The 21,774-nt window shown below is 70.1% G+C and carries 21 protein-coding genes and 1 riboswitch; of the genes, 11 read left to right on the top strand and 10 right to left on the bottom strand.

Annotated features, from left to right (window positions below):
• Positions 1 to 266: 266 nt before the first annotated feature.
• Positions 267 to 1,235: a diacylglycerol/lipid kinase family protein gene (locus ACWDD7_RS14600; protein WP_351869896.1), complete on the top strand. Its 969-nt coding sequence runs from the start codon at positions 267 to 269 to the stop codon at positions 1,233 to 1,235.
• A gap of 320 nt (positions 1,236 to 1,555) precedes the next feature.
• The gene (locus tag ACWDD7_RS14595) at positions 1,556 to 1,813 is read left to right on the top strand and encodes a WhiB family transcriptional regulator (protein WP_003992873.1); all 258 of its coding nucleotides are present in this window, start codon (positions 1,556 to 1,558) and stop codon (positions 1,811 to 1,813) included.
• A 241-nt stretch (positions 1,814 to 2,054) separates the two neighbouring features.
• On the opposite strand, the gene ACWDD7_RS14590 is transcribed toward ACWDD7_RS14595, so the two are convergent.
• Positions 2,055 to 3,530, bottom strand: coding sequence for a sensor histidine kinase (locus ACWDD7_RS14590; RefSeq protein ID WP_351869899.1), 1,476 nt, complete (start codon positions 3,528 to 3,530; stop codon positions 2,055 to 2,057).
• 487 nt (positions 3,531 to 4,017) lie between these two features.
• Between ACWDD7_RS14590 and nagB the strand changes: the two genes are divergently transcribed.
• The 7 genes from nagB to ACWDD7_RS14555 all read left to right on the top strand — a co-directional run bounded on the left by nagB (position 4,018) and on the right by ACWDD7_RS14555 (position 12,166).
• On the top strand, positions 4,018 to 4,803 hold the full coding sequence (gene nagB / locus ACWDD7_RS14585; RefSeq protein WP_450457584.1) for a glucosamine-6-phosphate deaminase: 786 nt from the start codon (positions 4,018 to 4,020) through the stop codon (positions 4,801 to 4,803).
• A 199-nt stretch (positions 4,804 to 5,002) separates the two neighbouring features.
• Positions 5,003 to 5,767, top strand: coding sequence for a GntR family transcriptional regulator (locus ACWDD7_RS14580; RefSeq protein ID WP_351869905.1), 765 nt, complete (start codon positions 5,003 to 5,005; stop codon positions 5,765 to 5,767).
• Positions 5,768 to 5,907: 140 nt separating this feature from the next.
• The gene (locus ACWDD7_RS14575; RefSeq protein WP_351869908.1) at positions 5,908 to 6,171 is read left to right on the top strand and encodes a DUF3311 domain-containing protein; all 264 of its coding nucleotides are present in this window, start codon (positions 5,908 to 5,910) and stop codon (positions 6,169 to 6,171) included.
• On the top strand, positions 6,168 to 7,796 hold the full coding sequence (gene mctP / locus ACWDD7_RS14570) for a monocarboxylate uptake permease MctP (protein ID WP_450457583.1): 1,629 nt from the start codon (positions 6,168 to 6,170) through the stop codon (positions 7,794 to 7,796). The genes ACWDD7_RS14575 and mctP overlap by 4 nt, the downstream gene beginning before the upstream one ends.
• A 134-nt stretch (positions 7,797 to 7,930) precedes the next feature.
• A complete protein-coding gene (locus tag ACWDD7_RS14565) occupies positions 7,931 to 8,437 on the top strand; it encodes a GNAT family N-acetyltransferase (RefSeq protein WP_450457582.1) in 507 nt (168 codons plus the stop codon).
• An 18-nt stretch (positions 8,438 to 8,455) separates the two neighbouring features.
• Positions 8,456 to 8,615: riboswitch (cobalamin riboswitch) on the top strand.
• A gap of 126 nt (positions 8,616 to 8,741) precedes the next feature.
• Positions 8,742 to 11,099, top strand: a complete 2,358-nt coding sequence (locus ACWDD7_RS14560) for a ribonucleoside-diphosphate reductase subunit alpha (RefSeq protein ID WP_450457580.1) — start codon at positions 8,742 to 8,744, stop codon at positions 11,097 to 11,099.
• A 56-nt stretch (positions 11,100 to 11,155) separates the two neighbouring features.
• The gene (locus ACWDD7_RS14555) at positions 11,156 to 12,166 is read left to right on the top strand and encodes a ribonucleotide-diphosphate reductase subunit beta (protein ID WP_450457579.1); all 1,011 of its coding nucleotides are present in this window, start codon (positions 11,156 to 11,158) and stop codon (positions 12,164 to 12,166) included.
• On the opposite strand, the gene ACWDD7_RS14550 is transcribed toward ACWDD7_RS14555, so the two are convergent.
• The gene (locus ACWDD7_RS14550; protein ID WP_450457578.1) at positions 12,079 to 12,339 is read right to left on the bottom strand and encodes a hypothetical protein; all 261 of its coding nucleotides are present in this window, start codon (positions 12,337 to 12,339) and stop codon (positions 12,079 to 12,081) included. The two genes, ACWDD7_RS14555 and ACWDD7_RS14550, sit on opposite strands and share 88 nt — an antisense overlap.
• Positions 12,340 to 12,431: 92 nt before the next feature.
• Here ACWDD7_RS14550 and ACWDD7_RS14545 point away from each other — a divergent pair, with 92 nt between their 5' ends.
• Positions 12,432 to 13,394 (top strand): GlxA family transcriptional regulator, encoded by a 963-nt coding sequence (locus tag ACWDD7_RS14545; protein ID WP_450457577.1) that lies wholly within the window; start codon positions 12,432 to 12,434, stop codon positions 13,392 to 13,394.
• A gap of 33 nt (positions 13,395 to 13,427) precedes the next feature.
• Here ACWDD7_RS14545 and ACWDD7_RS14540 read toward each other — a convergent pair whose 3' ends face one another.
• From ACWDD7_RS14540 to ACWDD7_RS14505, 8 genes are all read right to left on the bottom strand, one after another.
• The gene (locus ACWDD7_RS14540) at positions 13,428 to 14,801 is read right to left on the bottom strand and encodes a bifunctional albaflavenone monooxygenase/terpene synthase (protein WP_450457576.1); all 1,374 of its coding nucleotides are present in this window, start codon (positions 14,799 to 14,801) and stop codon (positions 13,428 to 13,430) included.
• The gene (cyc1, locus tag ACWDD7_RS14535) at positions 14,798 to 15,880 is read right to left on the bottom strand and encodes an epi-isozizaene synthase (RefSeq protein WP_450457575.1); all 1,083 of its coding nucleotides are present in this window, start codon (positions 15,878 to 15,880) and stop codon (positions 14,798 to 14,800) included. Before cyc1 ends, ACWDD7_RS14540 begins: the two co-directional genes overlap by 4 nt.
• Positions 15,881 to 16,167: 287 nt before the next feature.
• Complete coding sequence (gene def, locus ACWDD7_RS14530; RefSeq protein WP_351869933.1) at positions 16,168 to 16,818, bottom strand: peptide deformylase; 651 nt, start codon at positions 16,816 to 16,818, stop codon at positions 16,168 to 16,170.
• 73 nt (positions 16,819 to 16,891) lie between these two features.
• The gene (locus tag ACWDD7_RS14525; RefSeq protein ID WP_351869936.1) at positions 16,892 to 17,872 is read right to left on the bottom strand and encodes a hypothetical protein; all 981 of its coding nucleotides are present in this window, start codon (positions 17,870 to 17,872) and stop codon (positions 16,892 to 16,894) included.
• Positions 17,873 to 18,089: 217 nt separating this feature from the next.
• On the bottom strand, positions 18,090 to 18,392 hold the full coding sequence (gene rsrA / locus ACWDD7_RS14520; protein WP_351869939.1) for a mycothiol system anti-sigma-R factor: 303 nt from the start codon (positions 18,390 to 18,392) through the stop codon (positions 18,090 to 18,092).
• Positions 18,389 to 19,084: an RNA polymerase sigma factor SigR gene (sigR, locus tag ACWDD7_RS14515; protein WP_351869942.1), complete on the bottom strand. Its 696-nt coding sequence runs from the start codon at positions 19,082 to 19,084 to the stop codon at positions 18,389 to 18,391. The genes rsrA and sigR overlap by 4 nt, the downstream gene beginning before the upstream one ends.
• 306 nt (positions 19,085 to 19,390) lie before the next feature.
• Entirely contained in the window at positions 19,391 to 20,017 is a 627-nt protein-coding gene (locus ACWDD7_RS14510; protein ID WP_450457574.1) for an alpha/beta hydrolase family protein, read from the bottom strand.
• 1 nt (position 20,018) lies between these two features.
• On the bottom strand, positions 20,019 to 20,834 hold the full coding sequence (locus tag ACWDD7_RS14505) for an SOS response-associated peptidase (protein ID WP_392218029.1): 816 nt from the start codon (positions 20,832 to 20,834) through the stop codon (positions 20,019 to 20,021).
• 50 nt (positions 20,835 to 20,884) lie between these two features.
• Between ACWDD7_RS14505 and ACWDD7_RS14500 the strand changes: the two genes are divergently transcribed.
• Entirely contained in the window at positions 20,885 to 21,607 is a 723-nt protein-coding gene (locus tag ACWDD7_RS14500) for a M50 family metallopeptidase (protein WP_351869952.1), read from the top strand.
• Positions 21,608 to 21,774 lie beyond the last annotated feature (167 nt).

Below are 21,774 nucleotides of genomic sequence, written 5' to 3'. Positions count from 1 at the left end.
AGGTACTGCCGCAGGCGACGGTCCGCAGTCCAGGCGGCGCGGGAAGCGGCGCGATCCGCCACCCCGCGCCCGCCCCGTGAACCGGTCCGTCATCACCCGGCGCCCCGCCCCGAGAACCCGTCCGTCATCACCCGGCGCCCCGCCCCGTGAACCCGTCCGCACCCCACGGCGCTCGGCCCGTCCAGTCCCCCCGGCGAGCGGCGCCGCTCTTACCCGATCCCTACCTCGGGCTGGGCCCGGTACCGCTGGGTAGGTACGCTGCCTGCATGCGTGCTCTTCTCGTGGTCAATCCGGCAGCAACCACCACAAGCGCACGCAGGCGTGATGTGCTGATCCACGCGTTGGCCAGCGAGATGAAGCTGGAGGCGGTCACCACCGAGTACCGCGGGCACGCGCGGGACCTGGGCCGGCAGGCGGCGGAGAGCGACGACATCGACCTGGTCGTGGCCCTCGGCGGCGACGGCACCGTCAACGAGGTGGTCAACGGACTGCTGCACGCCGGCCCCGATCTGGACCGGCTCCCCGGTCTCGCCGTCGTACCGGGCGGTTCCACCAATGTCTTCGCCCGCGCCCTGGACCTGCCCAACGACCCCGTCGAGGCCACCGGCGCCCTGCTGGACGCGCTGCGCGAGGGCCGGGAGCGCGTGGTGGGCCTCGGCCTCGCCTCCGGGACCCCCGGTACCGAGGACGAGGGCGTACCGGCGCGCTGGTTCACCTTCAACGCCGGGCTCGGTTTCGACGCCGGCGTCGTCGGCCGGGTGGAGCAGCAGCGCGAGCGCGGAAAGAAGTCGACCCACGCGCTCTATGTACGCCAGGTGATCCGGCAGTTCCTCGGCGAAGCCAATCGGCGGCACGGCGCGATCACGATGGAGCGACCCGGCGAGGACCCGATCGAGGATCTTGTTGTCGCCATAGTCTCGAACACATCCCCTTGGACGTATCTCGGCAATCGCCCTATATACGCGTCACCTAAGGCCTCGTTCGACTCGGGCATCGACGTACTCGGTCTCAGCCGCCTGTCGACGGCCGCGGTTGCCCGGTATGGCACCCAGTTGCTCACTTCGTCCCCCGAGCGCGGACCCCATGGCAGGCATGCTGTCTCACTCCATGATCTGGACCGCTTCACCTTGCATTCGAAGGTGCCTCTACCCCTGCAGATGGACGGTGACCACCTGGGGCTGCGCAGGAGCGTGACGTTCACAGGCGTACGCCGCGCACTGCGTGTGATTGTGTGAGCGGAAGACGCGAAAGTCCTTTCACTCGAACGTTTAGGCCAGGATCCACCCCATGGAAGTACGGCTGTGACCCAGTCGACACCGAGGAATCAAAAAAAACTTTCCGGAAGGGGTTGTATCCGCCGCTGAGGTTTGCGAGTCTCTACGTGGTGATCGGGACGGCCCACAACACCGGCCTCCACTGATCACCAGAACCCCTCTTCATACCAAGGACCACGCCGGGGAAGACCCGGCGATCGGCCCTTCACTTGTCGGGGGATTCGTGAAAGCGTTCACATTCACAAGCAACTTGCACGTAATACCAAGGAGAGGTAGCAGCCATGGACTGGCGTCACAACGCCGTTTGCCGCGAGGAAGACCCCGAGCTCTTCTTCCCCATCGGCAACACCGGTCCCGCGCTGCTGCAGATCGAGGAAGCCAAGGCCGTCTGCCGTCGCTGCCCGGTGATCGAGCAGTGTCTGCAGTGGGCGCTTGAGTCCGGCCAGGACTCCGGCGTCTGGGGTGGCCTCAGCGAGGACGAGCGTCGCGCGATGAAGCGCCGTGCCGCCCGCAACCGGGCCCGTCAGGCCTCCGCCTGACGCACCCACCCCAGCTGACAGCCTGAGCTTGGCGGCGCGTGCATCGCGCACGCATCTCCCGCCCCCGAGCAGCAGCGCGCAGTATCCCCGATGCCGCCAGCGAACAGCAGCGCAGCAACGAGCACGAGCCTCGGACCGAAGCCGGTCCGGGGCTTTTTGCTGCCCCGGGCCCGGCCGACCGCCCCGGACCCGGCCGGCGCCATTGGTCGATACCAACGGCCCTGCCGGCGGGGCCGGTTGACTACTTCTGCGCGCGCACGGGGATGTCGAGGATCACCCTGGTCCCCCGCCCCGGCGCCGGGACCATGTCGAACGTGCCGCCCAACTCGCCCTCGACCAGGGTCCGTACGATCTGGAGCCCGAGGTTGCCCGAGCGGTGCGGGTCGAACCCCTCGGGCAGGCCGACCCCGTCGTCCTGGACCGTGACGAGGAGGCGGGCCTCCTTCGTCGTACCGCCGCGCACCGCCGTGACCTCCACCGTGCCGGTCTCGCCCTCGCGGAAGCCGTGTTCCAGGGCGTTCTGAAGGACCTCGGTGAGCACCATGGACAGCGGGGTCGCCACCTCGGCGTCGAGTATCCCGAACCGCCCGCTGCGCCGGCCGGTCACCTTGCCCGGTGAGATCTCGGCGACCATCGACAGCACCCGGTCGGCGATGTCGTCGAACTCCACCCGCTCGTCCAGGTTCTGGGAGAGCGTCTCGTGCACGATGGCGATGGAGCCGACGCGGCGCACCGCCTCCTCCAGGGCCGCGCGCCCGCGTTCGGAGTCGATGCGCCGGGCCTGGAGGCGCAACAGGGCGGCCACTGTCTGGAGGTTGTTCTTCACCCGGTGGTGGATCTCCCGGATGGTGGCGTCCTTGGTGATCAACTCGCGCTCGCGGCGCCGCAGCTCGGTGACGTCCCGGCACAGCACCAGCGCCCCGATGCGGGTGCCCTTGGGCTTGAGCGGGATGGACCGGAACTGGATCACCCCGTCGCCCGACTCGATCTCGAACTCGCGCGGCGCCCAGCCGCTGGCCACCTTGGCCAGCGCCTCGTCCACCGGCCCCCGGGTGGGCGCGAGTTCGGCGGTGGTCTGCCCGAGGTGGTGCCCGACCAGGTCGGCGGCGAGCCCGAGGCGGTGGTAGGCGGACAGCGCGTTCGGCGAGGCGTACTGGACGATGCCGTCGGCGTCCAGCCGGATCAGCCCGTCGCCGACGCGCGGCGAGGCGTCCATGTCGACCTGCTGGCCGGGGAAGGGGAAGGACCCGGCCGCGATCATCTGGGCGAGGTCGGAGGCGCTCTGGAGGTAGGTCAGCTCCAGGCGGCTCGGGGTGCGCACGGTGAGCAGGTTGGTGTTGCGGGCGATCACCCCGAGGATCCGGCCGTCGCGCCGTACCGGGATGGACTCGATCCGTACGGGGACCTCTTCGCGCCACTCCGGGTCGCCCTCGCGCACGATCCGGCCCTCGTCGAGGGCCACGTCCAGCATGGGCCGCCGGCCGCGCGGGACGAGGTGGCCGACCATGTCGTCCTGGTAGGAGGTGGGGCCGGTGTTGGGGCGCATCTGGGCCACCGAGACGTACCGGGTCCCGTCCCGGGTGGGGACCCACAGGACCAGGTCGGCGAAGGAGAGGTCGGACAGCAGCTGCCACTCCGAGACCAGCAGGTGGAGCCACTCAAGATCGGAGTCGTCGAGGCCGGTGTGCTGGCGGACCAGCTCGTTCATGGAGGGCACGCTTGCGAGCGTACCCGGGCCTCGATGTGGCCGAAAAACACCCGCGGGCCGCGGCGCCTGGAAGGGACCCTCAACCCTCCCGGCACCGCAGCCCGGAGCATCATCGGCCGTGGGGTGTGCGGTCCCGGTCGGCCGAAGGTTCGAGGAGCCGGGGCAGTCAGGGCAGAGAGCGCCGGTTCCTCGATCCGCCTTCCTGTGCGGGGAAGACGGGGCTTGTTCGCTTCGTACTGTTCGCTCACGCCACGTGTTCGAACAGTCTCCTCGATTGTGGACTGGACCATGAGGCATGTCCATGCCCTTACCGGCATGCGGACCCCATGGCACTCGATGCCACGCAGCCTAGCCCGCCCGGGTCGACCATGGGGACAGAAGGTGGCGGTAATTTCCGTTGCCCCGCGCCCCGGGGCATCGGCACGAGGGGCCCGCTCTGTTAGATTGGTCTAAACCACATAGACGCACGAGCCCTCTCCAGAACGGCAGGCCCAGCGTGGAAGTTGTCATCGTTCCGGACGCCGCGGCGGGTGGCGAGCTGATCGCCGAGGCCATGGCGCAGCTGCTGCGACGCACGCCCGACGCCCTGCTCGGCGTCGCCACCGGCTCCACCCCGCTGCCCGTCTACCAGGCGCTCGCGGGCAAGGTGCGCTGCGGCGCCGTGGACGCCTCACGGGCCCGGATAGCCCAGCTCGACGAGTACGTGGGACTGCCCGCCGACCACCCCGAGTCCTACCGCTCGGTGCTGCGCCGCGAGGTGCTGGAACCGCTGGGCATCGGCATGGACTCCTTCCTCGGCCCCGACGGCACCGCCGAGGACGTCCGGGCGGCGTGCACGGCGTACGACCGGGCGCTCGCCGCGGCCGGCGGGGTGGACCTCCAGCTGCTCGGGATCGGCACCGACGGGCACATCGGGTTCAACGAGCCCTGCTCCTCGCTCGCCTCCCGCACCCGGATCAAGACCCTGACCGAGCAGACCCGGGTGGACAACGCGCGCTTCTTCGACGGCGAGATCGAGCAGGTCCCGCACCACGTCATCACCCAGGGCATCGGCACCATCCTGGAGGCCCGCCACCTGGTGCTGCTCGCGACCGGTGAGGGCAAGGCGGACGCGGTCGCGGCGACCGTGGAGGGCCCGGTGGCCGCCGTGTGCCCGGCCTCGGCGCTCCAGCTGCACCCGCACGCGACGGTGGTCGCGGACGAGGCGGCGGCCTCGAAGCTGAAGCTGGCGGACTACTTCCGGCACGCGTACGCGAACAAGCCGGAGTGGCAGGGGATCTAGCCGCACCCGCGCGAGGGCCCGGCTGTACGCGTCCCCGTCGGCCTCCTGTTGGACTAGACCAACCAAGGGTGCGACGGTATACAGAGGAGATCACGGAGCGTGCGGGTGGAGTCCTGACACAGTAAGCCGTGCCACGATGTGAGCCGTGGCCGACGGGGATGTCGGTCGCTTTCGGCATCCGGAGCCGGGAAGGCAGAGCATGAGCACCGATGTCAGCAGTGCGGAGAACGAGGCCGGCACGACCGTCCGTACCGCGCGCGTGCCGAAGTACTACCGCTTGAAGAAGCACCTGCTCGACATGACGGAGACGCAGGCACCGGGCACGCCGGTCCCGCCGGAGCGCACGCTGGCCGCGGAGTTCGACACCTCCCGCACCACCGTCCGCCAGGCGTTGCAGGAACTGGTCGTGGAGGGCCGCCTGGAGCGCATCCAGGGCAAGGGCACCTTCGTCGCCAAGCCCAAGGTCTCCCAGGCGCTGCAGCTCACCTCGTACACGGAGGACATGCGCGCCCAGGGCCTGGAGCCGACCTCGCAGCTGCTGGACGTCGGTTACATCACCGCCGACGAGCGGCTCGCCGAGCTGCTCGACATCTCCGCCGGCGGGCGCGTGCTGCGCATCGAGCGGCTGCGCATGGCCAACGGCGAGCCCATGGCCATAGAGACCACTCACCTGTCCGCCAAGCGCTTCCCCGCGCTGCGCCGCTCGCTGGTGAAGTACACGTCCCTCTACACCGCGCTCGCCGAGGTGTACGGCGTCCGCCTCGCCGAGGCCGAGGAGACCATCGAGACCTCGCTGGCCACCCCGCGCGAGGCGAGCCTGCTGGGTACGGACGTCGGCCTGCCGATGCTGATGCTGTCCCGGCATTCGCTGGACCGCGAGGGCCAGCCGGTGGAGTGGGTGCGCTCGGTGTACCGCGGCGACCGGTACAAGTTCGTCGCCCGTCTCAAGCGCCCGATGGATTAGGCGCGGGCGTGTCCGGACGCGCCCGTTCCTTCGCCGAATCGATATAGACAGCTTGGGACAAGGTCTTCCACTGGCCGGATACCGTCACCTAGATTGCCTGCGCATTACACAGGTGATCAGCAAGGAGACGGAGCCGCAGCATGTCAGAAACACCCGAAGTCAGACCACCGGTGGTGACGCCGGTCCGCGTGGTCATCGGTGTCTGTCTCATCGCGCCCTTCGTGGCGATGCTGTGGGTCGGCTCGTACGCCAAGACGGACCCGACGCTCATCGGGATCCCGTTCTTCTACTGGTACCAGATGATGTGGGTGCTGATCTCCACCGCCCTCACCATGATCGCGTACAAGCTGTGGCAGCGCGACCAGCGCTCCCGCCGTGACGCGCAGGGGGGTGCGGCGAAGTGAAGACCGGGGTCAACGGCGTCGCGCTCGGCGTCTTCATCTTCTTCTTCCTGGCCGTCACGGTGCTCGGCTTCCTCGCCGCGCGCTGGCGCCGGGCCGAGAACGAGCACTCGCTGGACGAATGGGGCCTGGGCGGGCGCTCGTTCGGCACCTGGATCACCTGGTTCCTGCTCGGCGGTGACCTGTACACGGCGTACACCTTCGTGGCCGTACCGGCGGCGATCTACGCGGCCGGCGCGGCCGGCTTCTTCGCGGTGCCGTACACGATCCTGGTGTACCCGCTGATCTTCACCTTCCTGCCGCGGCTGTGGTCGGTCTCGCACCGCCACGGGTACGTCACCACCTCGGACTTCGTGCGCGGCCGGTTCGGCTCGAAGGGGCTGTCGCTCGCGGTGGCGCTGACCGGCATCCTCGCGACGATGCCGTACATCGCGCTCCAGCTCGTCGGCATCCAGGCGGTGCTGGACGTGATGGGCGTCGGCGGCGGTGACAACACCAACGCGTTCGTGAAGGACCTGCCGCTGCTGATCGCGTTCGCGGTGCTGGCGGCGTACACGTACTCCTCGGGCCTGCGGGCGCCGGCACTGATCGCGTTCGTCAAGGACGGGCTGATCTACATCGTGATCGCGGTGGCGATCATCTACATCCCGATCAAGCTGGGCGGGTTCGACGACATCTTCGCGAAGGCGGCCCACGCGTTCAGCCAGGTGAACCCGGCGACGGGCAAGCCGCGGGGGGCGCTCGCCCCGGCGCCGGCGGGGCAGTGGGCGTACGCCACGCTGGCGCTCGGCTCGGCGCTCGCGCTGTTCATGTACCCGCACTCGATCACCGCGACGCTCTCCTCCAAGAGCCGTAACGTGATCCGCCGCAACACCACGATCCTGCCGCTGTACTCCCTGATGCTCGGTCTGCTGGCGCTGCTGGGCTTCATGGCGATCGCGTCCGGGGTGAAGGTCACCAACGGCCAGCTGGCGATCCCGCAGCTGTTCGAGGACATGTTCCCGGACTGGTTCACGGGTGTGGCGTTCGCGGCGATCGGCATCGGCGCGCTGGTGCCGGCGGCGATCATGTCGATCGCGGCAGCGAACCTGTTCACGCGCAACATCTACAAGGACTTCATCAAGCCGGACGCCACGCCGAAGCAGGAGGCGCAGGTCTCCAAGATCGTGTCGCTGCTGGTGAAGGTCGGCGCGCTGATCTTCGTGCTCGGCATGGACAAGACGGTCGCCATCAACTTCCAGCTCCTCGGCGGCATCTGGATCCTGCAGACGTTCCCGGCGCTGGTCGGCGGCCTGTTCACCCGCTGGTTCCACCGCTGGGCGCTGCTCGCGGGCTGGGCGGTCGGCATGGCCTACGGCACCCTCGCCGCGTACGGCGTCGCCTCCCCGACCCAGAAGCACTTCGGCGGTTCCGCCGACGAGATCCCGGGCATCGGCCAGATCGGCTACATCGGCATGACGGCGTTCGTCCTGAACGTCCTCGTCACCGTCGTCCTCACCGTCGTCCTCAAGGCCGTCAAGGCCCCCGAGGGCATCGACGAGACCCGCCCCGAGGACTACACGGCGGACGCGGGCGACCCGGGCGTCGAGGTGGAACTCCCGCCGGCCACCGCCGGAAGCACCCACTAGAGCACCCCGAAGGGACGCGGGGCGGTATCGGCACGCGGCTTCCGCCGCGTGCACGCCGCCCACCACGAACAACCCGCAGCGGGCCGCCGGAAAGCACATGATCCGGCGGCCCGCCGTCGTGCAGACTCACCGCCATGACCCTTCACATCCGCCGCGCCCTCCCCGCCGAATACGACGCACTCGGCGAGATCACCGCGCGGGCCTACCTCGACGACGGTCTTCTGGACTTCGGCGAGAGTGACAGCTACCTCGACGAACTCAAGGACGTGGCCAAGAGGGCCTCGGCGGCCGAGGTCCTCGTGGCCACCGCCGACGACGTCCTCCTCGGCGGTGTCACCTTCGTCCCCTCCCCCGGCGCCATGGCCGACATCGCCCGCCCCGAAGAGGCCGAGATCCGCATGCTGGCCGTGGACAGGGCGGCCCGCGGCCGGGGTGCCGGCGAGGCGCTCGTGCGGGCCTGTGTGGAGCGGGCGCGCGCCAGGGAAGGCTGCCGCGCCATCGTGCTCTCCACGCAGCGGACCATGCGCAGCGCCCACCGCATCTACGAGCGCCTGGGCTTCACACGCACGCCCGAGCGGGACTGGCGGCCCCTCCCGGAGCTGGACGACATCACTCTGCTCACCTATGAGTTGACGCTCTGATACCGGGGGCGACACAACATCTGGGGGTGGCATGACGGCCCGGCACTAGATGTATGCTCATGCTCGCTGTCGTCGCAGGGGAATCCGGTGGGAATCCGGAACTGTCCCGCAACGGTGTACTTGTGCGCATCCGTGCACAGGAGTCAGTCCGAGGACCTGCCGGCAGCGCGCGCCCGGCCGGCCGGTTCGGGCGCTCTGAGACGTCCGGGCCTCGTGGAGTGGGCCGGTGGACGCGACGCCGTGCGCGCTCGTGGCTGCCCCCTGCCCTCCGCCAGGCCCCGTGCCGAGCGAGGGAGAGCCCCACGTGACCATCGCGCCAGCAGACCCGGCTTCAGCCCCAGGCCTGGAGAACGACGGTCCCGGTGCCGCGCTGCTGCGGACCCTGACCGAGCTGACCGGGGACCTCCCCGACGCCGACCCCGGCCGGATCGCCGCCGCCGCGCTGCGCGGCCGCTCGGCCCACGCCGACGAGGCGGAGCTGCGCGAACTCGCGACCGAGGCCGCGGCCGGACTGATCTCCGACGACCCCGCGTACTCACGGCTCGCCGCCCGGCTGCTCACCCTCGCCATCCGCGCCGAGGCCGCCTCGCAGGGCGTGACCTCGTTCACCGAGTCGGTCGCCGTGGGGCACCGCGAGGGGCTCATCGCCGACCGGACGGCCGAGTTCGCGCGTGTCCACGCCGCCCGCCTCGACGCCCTGGTCGACACCGCCGCCGACGACCGCTTCGGCTACTTCGGCCTGCGCACGCTGCACAGCCGCTACCTGCTGCGCCACCCCATCACCCGCAAGGTCGTCGAGACGCCGCAGCACTTCATGCTGCGGGTCGCCGCCGGGCTCGCCGAGGACGACTCCGCCCACTCGGTGGACGAGGTCGCCGCGCTCTACCGGCTCATGAGCCGGCTCGACTACCTGCCCTCCTCCCCCACGCTGTTCAACTCCGGCACCCGGCACCCCCAGATGTCGTCCTGCTACCTCCTCGACTCCCCGCTGGACGAGCTGGACTCCATCTACGACCGCTACCACCAGGTCGCCCGCCTCTCCAAGCACGCCGGCGGCATCGGCCTCTCGTACTCCCGTATCCGCGCCCGCGGTTCGCTGATCCGGGGCACCAACGGGCACTCCAACGGCATCGTCCCGTTCCTCAAGACCCTGGACGCCTCGGTCGCCGCCGTGAACCAGGGCGGCCGGCGCAAGGGCGCGGCCGCGGTGTACCTGGAGACCTGGCACTCGGACGTCGAGGAGTTCCTGGAGCTGCGGGACAACACCGGTGAGGACGCCCGCCGTACGCACAACCTGAACCTCGCGCACTGGGTGCCGGACGAGTTCATGCGCCGCGTCAACGCCGACGAGCCGTGGTCGCTGTTCTCCCCGGCGGACGTGCCCGAGCTGGTGGACCTGTACGGCGCGGAGTTCGACGCCGCCTACCGCGAGGCCGAGGAGGCGGGACTCGCGAAGAAGACCATGCCCGCCCGTGAGCTGTACGGCCGCATGATGCGCACCCTCGCGCAGACCGGCCAGGGCTGGATGACCTTCAAGGACGCCGCCAACCGCACCGCCAACCAGACCGCCGAGCCGGGCCAGGTCATCCACTCCTCCAACCTCTGCACGGAGATCCTGGAGGTCACCAACGACGGCGAGACGGCGGTCTGCAACCTGGGCTCCGTCAACCTGGGCGCCTTCGTGGCCGACGAGGACATCGACTGGGCGCGCCTGGACGAGACCGTCCGCACCGCCGTCACCTTCCTCGACCGCGTCGTGGACATCAACTTCTACCCGACCGAGCAGGCGGGCCGCTCCAACGCCAGGTGGCGCCCGGTGGGCCTCGGCGCCATGGGCCTGCAGGACGTCTTCTTCAAGCTGCGCCTGCCCTTCGACTCCCCCGCGGCGAAGGCCCTGTCCACCCGGATCGCCGAGCGGATCATGCTCGCCGCCTACGAGGCCTCCGCCGACCTCGCCGAGCGCAACGGCCCGCTGCCGGCCTGGGACAAGACCCGTACCGCGCGCGGTGTGCTGCACCCCGACCACTACGGCGTCGAGGAGACCTGGCCCGAGCGCTGGGCGGCGCTGCGCGAGCGGATCGCGGCGGTCGGCCTGCGCAACTCGCTGCTGCTGGCCATCGCCCCGACGGCCACCATCGCCTCCATCGCGGGCGTCTACGAGTGCATCGAGCCGCAGGTGTCCAACCTGTTCAAGCGCGAGACGCTGTCCGGTGAGTTCCTCCAGGTCAACTCGTACCTCGTCGACGACCTGAAGAAGCTCGGCGTCTGGGACGCGCAGACCCGGGAGGCGCTGCGCGAGTCCAACGGCTCGGTGCAGGGCTTCACCTGGGTGCCGGCGGACCTGCGCGAGCTGTACCGCACGGCGTGGGAGATCCCGCAGCGCGGTCTGATCGACATGGCCGCGGCGCGCACCCCGTTCCTCGACCAGGCGCAGTCCCTGAACCTGTTCATGGAGACGCCGACGATCGGCAAGCTCTCCTCGATGTACGCGTACGCCTGGAAGTCCGGGCTGAAGACGACGTACTACCTGCGCTCGCGCCCGGCGACCCGCATCGCCCGCGCCGCCCAGGCGCAGAAGACCGTCCCCGTCCAGCAGGTCGCCGACCCCGACGCCGTCGCCTGCTCCCTGGAGAACCCCGAGTCCTGCGAGGCCTGCCAGTAATGCCCGCCCGTCACCCGACCACCACCCCTGGAGGACGGCGCCTCGCGCCGACAGCGATGACTCGTAACCAGAATCTCCTCGACCCGGGCTTCGAGCTGACCCTGCGTCCCATGCGCTACCCGGACTTCTACGAACGCTACCGGGACGCCATCAAGAACACCTGGACCGTGGAGGAGGTCGACCTCCACTCGGACGTCGCCGACCTCGCGAAGCTGAGCCCGGCCGAGCAGCACCTGATCGGCCGCCTGGTCGCGTTCTTCGCGACGGGTGACTCGATCGTCGCCAACAACCTGGTGCTGACGCTGTACAAGCACATCAACTCCCCCGAGGCGCGGCTGTACCTGAGCCGTCAGCTCTTCGAGGAGGCGGTGCACGTCCAGTTCTATCTGACGCTGCTGGACACCTACCTGCCCGACCCGGAGGACCGCACGGCGGCGTTCGCGGCCGTCGAGAACATCCCCTCGATCCGCGAGAAGGCCGAGTTCTGCTTCAAGTGGATCGACTCGGTGGACACGATCGACCGTCTGGAGACGCGGGCGGACCGCCGGCGCTTCCTGCTCAACCTGATCTGCTTCGCCGCGTGCATCGAGGGCCTGTTCTTCTACGGCGCCTTCGCGTACGTCTACTGGTTCCGCAGCCGGGGCCTCCTGCACGGGCTCGCGACCGGCACCAACTGGGTGTTCCGCGACGAGACGATGCACATGTCCTTCGCCTTCGACGTGGTCGACACCGTCCGCAAGGAGGAGCCGGAGCTGTTCGACGACCAGCTCCAGCGGGAGGTCACCGACATGCTGCGGGAGGCCGTCGCGGCCGAGCTGCAGTTCGCGCGCGACCTGTGCGGTGACGGCCTCCCGGGCATGAACACCGACTCGATGCGGCAGTACCTGGAGTGCGTGGCCGACCAGCGTCTGACCCGGCTGGGCTTCGCGCCGGTCTACGGCTCCGAGAACCCCTTCTCCTTCATGGAGCTCCAGGGCGTTCAGGAGCTGACCAACTTCTTCGAGCGCCGTCCGTCGGCGTACCAGGTGGGGGTGGAGGGCACCGTCGACCTGGACGAGGACTTCTGAGCCTCCTTCTCTCCGCGGGTCTCCCGGGTCTCCCGGGCCTCCTGGGCCTCCCTGATCTGCCGGTCGACGCGCCTGTCGCGCAGGATGCCGAGCACGGAGGGGAGGACCAGGAGGACGAGGATCGCGAGGGTGGCGGTCATTCCGATCAGGCCTTGGATCTGGTTTCCAGTCATGCCACTACTGTCCTGCCGGACACTGCTGACCGGGAGTGGCAGGACTGCCGTACACCCTCGAATTACTGCCAGCTCTGAGGCACACTGGGGGCATGCTCAAGAACGTGGCCGCCGTGCTGCTGAACGGAGTGCACCCCTTCGAGCTGGGCGTCGTCTGCGAGGTGTTCGGCATCGACCGCAGCGACGAGGGGCTGCCGGTGTACGACTTCGCCGTGGTCTCGGCCGAGGGGCCCGACCTCGGCACCCACTGCGGGTTCACCGTGTCCACGCCGCACGGCCTGGAGCGGCTGGAGGAGGCCGACCTGATCGCCGTGCCCGCCGGCGAGAGCTATGTGGACCGGGAGTATCCGCCCGAGCTGCTCGCGGCGCTGCGGCGGGCGGTCGAGCGGGGCTGCCGGGTGCTCAGCGTCTGCTCCGGGGTCTTCGTGCTGGCCGCGGCCGGGCTGCTGGACGGGCGGCGGTGCGCGGTGCACTGGCACCATGCCGAGCAGTTGGCCCGGCGCTATCCGCGGCTCGCCGTCGAACCGGACGTGCTGTACGTGGACGAGGACCCGGTGATCACCTCCGCCGGCACCGCGGCCGGCATCGACGCCTGTCTGCACCTGGTGCGCAAGGAGCAGGGCCCGGAGGTCGCCAACAGGATCGCCCGGCGGATGGTGGTACCCCCGCACCGGGACGGCGGCCAGGCCCAGTACATCGAACGGCCGCTGCCCAAGGCCCCGTGCGACACCGTCGGCGAGGTCCTGGTGTGGATGGAGGAGCACCTCGACGCGGAGGTGACCGTCGAACAGCTCGCCACCCGCGCCCACATGGCGCCGCGCACCTTCGCCCGTCGCTTCCAGCAGGAGACCGGGACCACGCCCTACCGGTGGCTCCTGCGCCAACGGGTGCTGCGCGCCCAGGAGTTGCTGGAGGGCACGGACGAGACGGTGGACGCGATCGCCGCGCGCACCGGGTTCGGTACGGCGGCCGCGCTGCGCCATCAGTTCGTGCGGGCGCTCGGCACCACGCCGAACGCCTACCGGCGCGCGTTCCGGGGCCCGCAGGCCGCCTGAACACGCGCCGGTAGCGGCGTCACCCCGGGTCCCTCACCAGGGCCGCGGCCGCAGCCGCAGGTTGTTCGGGCGCAGCGTGATGCCGACCCGGGCGGCGCCGTCCGACTCCTCGGCCGGCTCGAAGCGGTACTTGGCCGAGATCGCCGCGGTGATCAGGCTCAGCTGGGCCATCGAGAAGTGGTCGCTGGGGCACTTGCGGTTGCCGACGCTGAAGGGGCTCATGGCGTACTTCGGCACGTCCTTGGCCCGGTCCGGAAGCCAGCGGTCCGGGTCGAAGTCGAGGTGGCGGTCGTACGAGCGGGCGTCGCGCTGAATGGCGTACGGGCTGTAGATGATGTCCGCCCCAGCCGGAATGCGATAGTCCCCGAGCGCGGTGTCGACGGTCGCCCGGCGGGTCAGAATCCATACGGCGGGACGCAGCCGGATGGCCTCCAGGATCACATTGTTGGTGTGCCTGAGGGAGCGGACGTGCTCGAATGCGACGGGCTGACCGCCGGTCACGGATTCGACCTCGGCGCGCACCTTCTCCGCGTGCTCCGGGTGTTCCGCCAGCGCCTGGAGCAGCCACATGATCGTGGACGCGATCGTTTCGGCACCGGGGGTGATTATCGCGACGACCTGGTCGTGGATCTCCTGTTCCCCGATGGGGTCCCCATTGTCGTCCTTCGCCTCCAGCAATGCCGTCAGCAAATCGTCCGGCTTTTGACCGGACGCCCTCCGCTCGGCGACGATCTCGTCCACGAGCAGATGCAAATCGGCCAGTGCGCGGTTGAATTCGCGGTTGGCCGGAAACGGCAGCTTGTACAGGGGCCCCAGCGGCACCACCATCCGACGGTACATACCACGGAAGACGGTGGCGAGGTCGGTGCTCAGCCGCTCGGCGCGCTCGTCCATGAACTCGCCGCGCAGCAGGCAGCGGGCGGCCATGCGCACGGCCACCCGGAAGGACTCGGAGGTGCAGTCGATGACCTCGCCGGGGCGCCAGCGCTCGGTCAGGGCGTGCGCCTCCTCCTCCATGACCGAGCCGTAGTTGGGTATGGCGTCCATCCGGAACGCGGGCTGGATGGTGCGGCGCTGACGACGGTGGCGGGGGCCGTTGGCGGTGGCCACGCCCTCCTCGCCGAGCAGGCCCACCAACGACTCCCACACCGGGCCGTCGATCTTGAAGTCGGGGCTGAGGGCGAGCGCGCCCGTCAGCTCCGGGGTGGTGACGGCGTAGACGGTCTTGGGGCCGAGCTTGAGGCGCACGATGTCGCCGTGGGCGCGCAGCGAGGACATGAAGTCCAGCGGGTCGCGCACCAGTTGGAGGCCGTGTCCGAAGACCGGTACGGCACCGCCGGCCAGGGGCGGTTCACGCAGCTCCGCCGGGGCGGCGGAGGTCTCGGGCTGGACGGACTCTACGGTCATTTCTCACCTGCCGCTTCGTTCGTGACGTACGGGGGCGTGGAGCGGTCGGCCCAGCTGTCCACCATGTACCGGCCGGACTCGTGGTGGAACCAGTAGACCGAGCTGAACCAGTTGCGCATGTTGCCGACGCACGTGCGGACGGCGGCGCTCCATTCCTTTCCCTGGACTGTGCCGTCGGCAAGTGCATCCGCGAACCGAAGGGCTTCGCTTTCGGCTTCGAGGAACTCGTCCACGCATGTCTCGACGCGCCGCCTGAGGTCGTCCACCGCCTCCCCCAGAGTCAGCCCTTCATGGGTGATGAGACTTATTCCGAGATTGTGGACCTCGTCGCCCGCCAGTTCCTTCGGGAGCGAACACAAATCGTTGTACCAGGCGGCGAATTCCTGACTGAGAAGTGCGGCCCGGCGGTAGGCTGGATCTTTCCTCACGAGGTCGGGGAGTTCGCATCCGGCACTGGGTTCCAGGAGATCCGTCCAAATCCAGTGCGCGAAGGTCAGCCGACGCAGGGCGAGGTATTCGTCGACGCCGGGAACGTACCCCTGGGTACGATTGTGGAATTCACGGTCGTAGGCCTCGATGACCGCGTGGAAGTGCCGGGCGAAACGCTGGTTCCAGGCGCCCGGCAGGAATCCGTAGAGCCGCAGCACACTGTCGGCGAAACCCGCGACCAGCGGGTCCGGGTGGTGCAGATGGTGCCGGGGTGCGTCGAGTGCCGTGTGCAGCCGGTGGCGCAGCCGCCGCCAGTCGCCCGCGCGGGCGTGCACGATGTCCCGGTCGTGCCGGTCGTCCCAGACGAAGAACCACGCGCTGTAGTCCGCTATGGCCTGGAGCACCTCGTCGTCGGCGTCCGTGTAGTAGCCCGCCATCAGGTCGGTGTAGCGCAGACTGTCCGCGTACTCCCGCACCTTGTCTTCCGGCATCAGGCGTTTTTCCAGCAGCCACAGGCGGGTCTTCTCCTGGAGCCGTGGCCAATACGGATGCAGTTGCCGGGGAAAGCCGGACTCGATCACCGGCAGTGCCAGTGAGGGTGGTACCACGACCGTCGTCGCCTCTGTGGTGCTGTGTGGGAAAGCTTGCACAGAACAAACCCCTCTCAGCCGCCGGATACGCACCGCTCGGGTGGGGCCGGTGCGCGTCGTTACCTATCCCGCACTTCCCATTCAGCACCACAACTGGCCTTCGTGGGAACGGATTTGGGCCACTCACTACCCACGATGCCGCGATTCCCCCCTCGCGTGACCGATCAATGATCACCGGCACCACAAAAGCGACCATTTGTACGACGCACTGGTGAGCGAATAAAGGCAAGAAGAAGGGCGCCCGGCCGGGGGTGTTCCCGGCGGGGCGCCCAACGGCCCGAGGGCTACTAGTCGTTGGCGACCACGGGGTAGCGCGGCTCGTTCTCGGCCATCTGCCGCAGCGCGTCCTTGCGGTCGCGCTTGGACAGCCGGTCGATGTAGAGGTAGCCGTAGAGGTGGTCGGTCTCGTGCTGCAAACACCGAGCGAAGTATCCGGTGCCGCGGACCTTGATCGGGTTGCCCTGCTCGTCCTGACCGGTCACCTCGGCGTAGTCGGGGCGCGGCAGCTCGGCGTAGGCCCCGGGCACCGACAGGCACCCCTCGTTGTTGTCGTCGAGCCGGCGCCGCTCGGCGGGCAGCTCGACCAGCTTCGGGTTGCACACCACGCCGACGTGCCGGGTGCCCTCGTCGTCCTGGCAGTCGTAGACGAAGACCTTCAGGTCGACGCCGATCTGGTTCGCGGCCAGGCCCACGCCCTCGGCGGTGCGCTGGCTGGCGAACATGTCGGCGACCAGCTGCCGCAGCTCCTCGCCGAACTCCGTGACGTCCTCGCACTCCTTGTGCAGGACCGGGTTGCCGACGACCGTGATCGGCCGCGAGGTCCCGCTCTCCCGCCAGGCCTTCTCGCGCCCCTCGCAGTCCTGCGTGTCCACGACATAGCCGTCGTCGTCGACGGGGAGCACGCCCGCGTGCTGCTGATCGGTGTCCTGCTGCGCCATGACCGACGTACGCCTTCCTGCAAGCCTGGAAAATTCTGCGGGTACAGCCTAAAGGTGGCCGGTCACCGGCTGCTCAGCAAACCTCTTCCAGGTCACGCCAGTCCCTCGAATCCGGACTGTCCGCGACCCAGCCGTCGAGCAGCCCCCGCACCAGCGAGGGCGGCGCCGCCACCCCGCACTCCCGCTCCGGCACCCACAGCTGTCCGTCCGTGCGGTGCCCGAGGGGCCCGGGGTGACCGGGTTCGCTGTGGTCGTGCGGGTCGAGGTGCTCCCCGTCGCCCTCGTCCGAGGGCATCCGGGACTCGCTGCACATCCGGCACAGCAGCCGCACCGAGGACGACCAGTCCTCCGCGGCGAACCCGGCGTCCGCGGCCAGCTGCTCCAGCGCGTCCCGGTCCGCCTCGGTGGCCGCCTCCAGGAGGACGACCCAGGTGGGCACGGGCGAGGGCGCCCACAGTTCGATCTCGTCGAAGACGGGGTAGCTGTGCCCGGCGGACGTGGTGCGCTCCCCGTGCGGGACCCCGTCGTGCAGCACGACCTCGCCCCAGCGCCGCCCCGACGAGGGCAGCGGGATGGACAGCACCTCGATGCGCGCAGGGTCCAGCCGACGGCCCCACACCACCTCGGCCTCGCCCTCGGGAGAGAGCCGTACGGCCGCGCTGCCCAGCTCCATGCCGAGCGGCTCCCCGGCGGCGGTCGCGCCCCCGGGCACCTTCAGGCCGTACGCCTGCCAGGCGCGGCGGGCCAGCGGCCAGTCCTGAAGGGCGGTCGCGGCGATGCCCACGTTCCACCAGTCGGGCGCGCCGGTCTCGCGGTCGAGCAGGGCGACGGCGCGCAGCCCGGCGGCGCGGGCCTGCTCCCAGTCGTGCCGGAACTTGTGCAGCAGCGCGAGGTTGAACCAGGACTCCGACAGCCAGGGTTCCAGGTCGGCGGCGCGGGTCAGCAGTTCGCCCGCGTCCTCGTACCGGCCGTCGCCGATGAGCGTGAACGCGCGGTCGGTGGCCTGCCGCCAGGAGGCGGAGGGCCGGTGCCGTCCCTTGCCGAAGATCCTCACGATTCCCGCCTGCCAGTTCCAGTTACGCACAGTGGGCTGGCTTCGCCCCCGGGCGCCCTCTCCCTCGCATCCAACCACGTGCGGCGGGAGCGGCGCTCATTACCCATGGGTTACCCAGGTGCGGGCGGGATCAGACAGTGCCGTACGTCTCGCCGGCGGGAAGCGGGCGGGGCGAGCGGCAGGGGTCCGGGGACACGGCGTCCAGGTGAGGCGCGGCTCAGCCGTCCTTGGCCGTGCTGGTGATGTCGTGGTCGGGCGCGGGCTGTCCGGAGCGGAGCAGTTCGAGCCGCCCCATCACCTTGGCACGCAGGTCCGCGGGCACGTCGTCATGGCCGCAGCAGCGCTTGACCAGCTTCTTCACGGCCTGCTCCAGGCCGTACTTCTCCAGGCACGGCGAGCACTCCTCGAAGTGGTGCCGGAACTTGTCGCGGTCGACGTCCGGCATCTCGCTGTCGAGGAACTCGTACAGGTGGTCGAGGACCTCACCGCAGTCCGTCTCGTGCGGCTCTCCGCAGCTCATGAGCCCGAGCCTTTCGCTTCGTCCGACTCTCCGGCGCCTGCCGGGACCAGCCCACGCTCACGGGCGTAGTCCTCCAGCATGCCGCGCAGTTGACGGCGGCCCCGGTGCAGCCGGGACATCACCGTACCGATGGGTGTCCCCATGATGTCCGCGATCTCCTTGTAGGCAAACCCCTCCACATCCGCGAGATACACGGCGATGCGGAACTCCTCGGGGATCGCCTGGAGCGCTTCCTTCACGTCCGAGTCGGGCAGATGGTCGAGCGCCTGCGACTCGGCGGAGCGCAGCCCCGTCGACATGTGCGACTCGGCACGGGCGAGCTGCCAGTCCTCGATCTCCTCCGCGGCGGAGCGCTGGGGCTCGCGCTGCTTCTTGCGGTACGAGTTGATGAACGTGTTGGTGAGGATCCGGTACAGCCACGCCTTGAGGTTGGTGCCCTCGCGGAACTGGTGGAAGGAGGCGTAGGCCTTGGCGTACGTCTCCTGCACGAGGTCCTCGGCGTCGGCCGGATTGCGCGTCATGCGCAGGGCGGCCGAGTACATCTGGTCGAGGAAATCGAGCGCGTCCCGCTCGAAGCGCGCGCTGCGCTCCGCGGTCGACTCGGAGGACGCCTCCGCGCTCGTGCCCCGGCCCTCGGGCTGCTCCGCCTGGCCGTTGTCGGTCCCCGCGTCGGTCCCAGTGACCGGACCCACCTCCTCAAGATCCCGGGCGGGACCGAGAGCGGCCCCACTCGATTCGGAGGATAGAACACGACCCGTATCCGCCGCCCCTCGAATTGAGGCGGGCTTGGGCGCGTGAAGCACCGTCCAGTCCAGGTCAGTACTGGTCTGACGGGATTCAACAGGTGCCGCGCGCAGCGCGTCCCCACACGGGTGGTGGGCGGCGGGCGGGCAGATGGTCGAACCCATGCGGCGGACTTCCCTTCCCACGACGTCGGTGCCGAGGCCTCAGCACTTCTGTGCTCACAACAGCGCTGTGCCACGCGGCATTCCCGCCCGTCACCCGAGTGACGCGGTCCACTCCACGACGCCGTCGGTGATGATCGCCAGGGCCTGTTCCTGGCTGATCTCGGCGCGCTTGGGGATCGCGAAGCCGTGGTCGGCGGCCGGCACCTCGACCAGCCGGAAGCCGCCCTCGGGGAACTCGGCGGGCTTGCCGAAGGGGTCGCTGCCCCCCTGCACGACGAGGGTGGGCACGCCGGTGCCCAGCAGCTCCTGCGCGCGGGACTTCTCGGGCTTGCCCGGCGGGTGCAGCGGGAAGCTCAGGGCGAGGACGGCGCGGGCGCCCAGCTCGGTGGCCGTACGGCAGGCGACGCGGGCGCCGGCGCTGCGACCGCCGGAGATCACCGGCAGCTCCATGCCGGCCAGCGCGGGCCAGATGCCGCGCCACCCGGCGTCCAGCGTCTTCGGGGCGGGTGCCACCTTCTTGCCCGCGACCCGCCAGGGCTGCTCGACGAGCGCCACGCTCACGCCGTGCCGCGGGAGGGCCCCGGCGAGCGCCTGGAGGTCACGCGCCTCGATGCCGCCGCCCGCGCCGTGGCTCAGCGCGAGGACGAGCCTGGGATTCGTCGCCCGGTGCCAGGTGATGCGGGCGGTTCCGGCGTCGGTCTCGACAATCTCGATCACGCTAGAAGAGTGTGCCCTCTTCCGGCGCTTCCAGCTCCTTGAGCAGCTCCGGTCCGTTGTTGCGGACGTTGCTGACGGCGGTGGCGACCGGATAGGCGCGCATCAGTCCCGGCGGGGGCGGGGCGAGCAGGGCGCGCAGGTCGTCCGGGTCGGTGCGGGAGGGGTCGAGCCAGGCGTCCCAGCGGTCCGGGGTGAGCATCAGCGGCATCCGGGGGTGGATGTCGGCGAGCGAGCGCGGGCCCTCGGCGGGGGCGACGGCCAGCGGGGTCCGCTCGGCCTCCGTGGTGATCACCGAGCAGGTGACCCACCAGGCCCGGGGGTGGTCGTCGGGCAGGGTGCGGTCGCGCCAGAACTCGTACAGGCCGGCCATCGCGAACACCGAGCCGTCGGCGGGCAGCACGAAGTACGGCTGCTTGCGGGGCCGCTTCTTCCTGCCCTCGACCTCCAGGTCCCGCTCCTGCGTGCCGGTCACCCACTCGTAGTAGCCGTCGGCGGGCAGGATGCAGCGGCGGGCGGCGAAGGCGCGGCGGTAGGACGGCTTCTCGTGCACCGTCTCCGCGCGCGCGTTGATCATCCGGGCGCCGCCCTCGGGGCTCTTGGACCAGGACGGCACCAGCCCCCACCTGAGCTTGCGCAGCTGGCGAACCGGGCGCGGGGAGTCCGCGTCTTTCACAGGGCGGTCGAGCACGGCGTGGACCTCTTTGGTGGGGGCCACGTTGTAGTCCGGCTCCAGGGTCTCCTCGGCGTCCCACTTCTCGATCCCGAAGATCCCGGCGAGGTCCTCGGGCCTACGACTGGCTGCATACCGTCCGCACATACGTGCCACACTGCCAGACTCCACACGACACCAGGGAGCCACTCGGACACATGGACAGCCTCGCCGCCCTCGCGCTGCCCGGCCTCTGGGACCGGCTCACCGGTATCCAGCCCGACCCCGATCTCTGGGTGGTGCTGGCCACCCTGGCCGCCGCGCTGGTGGTGGTCGTACCGCATCCGCTGTGGCGGGTGTCGCGCAACGCGGTCACCATCGCGCACGAGGGCGGCCACGGGCTGATCGCCCTGCTCACCGGCCGGCAGCTCACCGGCATCCGGCTGCACTCGGACACCAGCGGGCTCACGGTGAGCCGGGGCAAGCCGTACGGGCTCGGCATGATCCTCACCGCGGCCGCGGGCTACACCGCCCCCTCGCTGCTCGGCCTCGGCGGCGCCGCGCTGCTCGCCGCGGGCCGCATCACGCTGCTTCTGTGGGCGGCCACGGCCCTGCTGGCGGTGATGCTGGTGATGATCCGCAACGCGTACGGCGTGCTGACCGTGGTGCTCGCGGGCGGGGCGTTCCTGCTGGTGTCCTGGCTCACGGGGCCGCAGGTGCAGGCGGCGTTCGCGTACGCGGTGGTGTGGTTCCTGCTGTTCGGGGGCGTACGACCGCCGTTCGAGCTCCAGGCCAAGCGGATACGGGGCGGGGCCGGGGACTCGGACGCGGACCAGCTGTCGCGGCTGACGCACGTCCCGGCGGGGCTGTGGCTGTTCCTGTTCCACGCCGTGTCGCTGTGCTCGCTGATCGGCGGGGGGCGCTGGCTGCTGGGGGTCTGAGGACACCGGCTGCCGGAGGTCCGGGAGCGCCGGCCGCGGAGACCCGAGGCGGTCGGCTGCCAAGTCGTCCGGAGTCACTCGCGGCCGGTGTCCGGGGCTTCTGTCGGCGGTGTCCGGGGCTTCTCACGGCGGTGTCCGGGGCTTCTCACGGCGGCAGCGGCGGCGGA

Source organism: Streptomyces sp. NPDC001056 (assembly GCF_053598955.1).
Note: the sequence above shows the minus strand (reverse complement) of the source record. Positions and strands in the feature narration are given on the sequence as shown.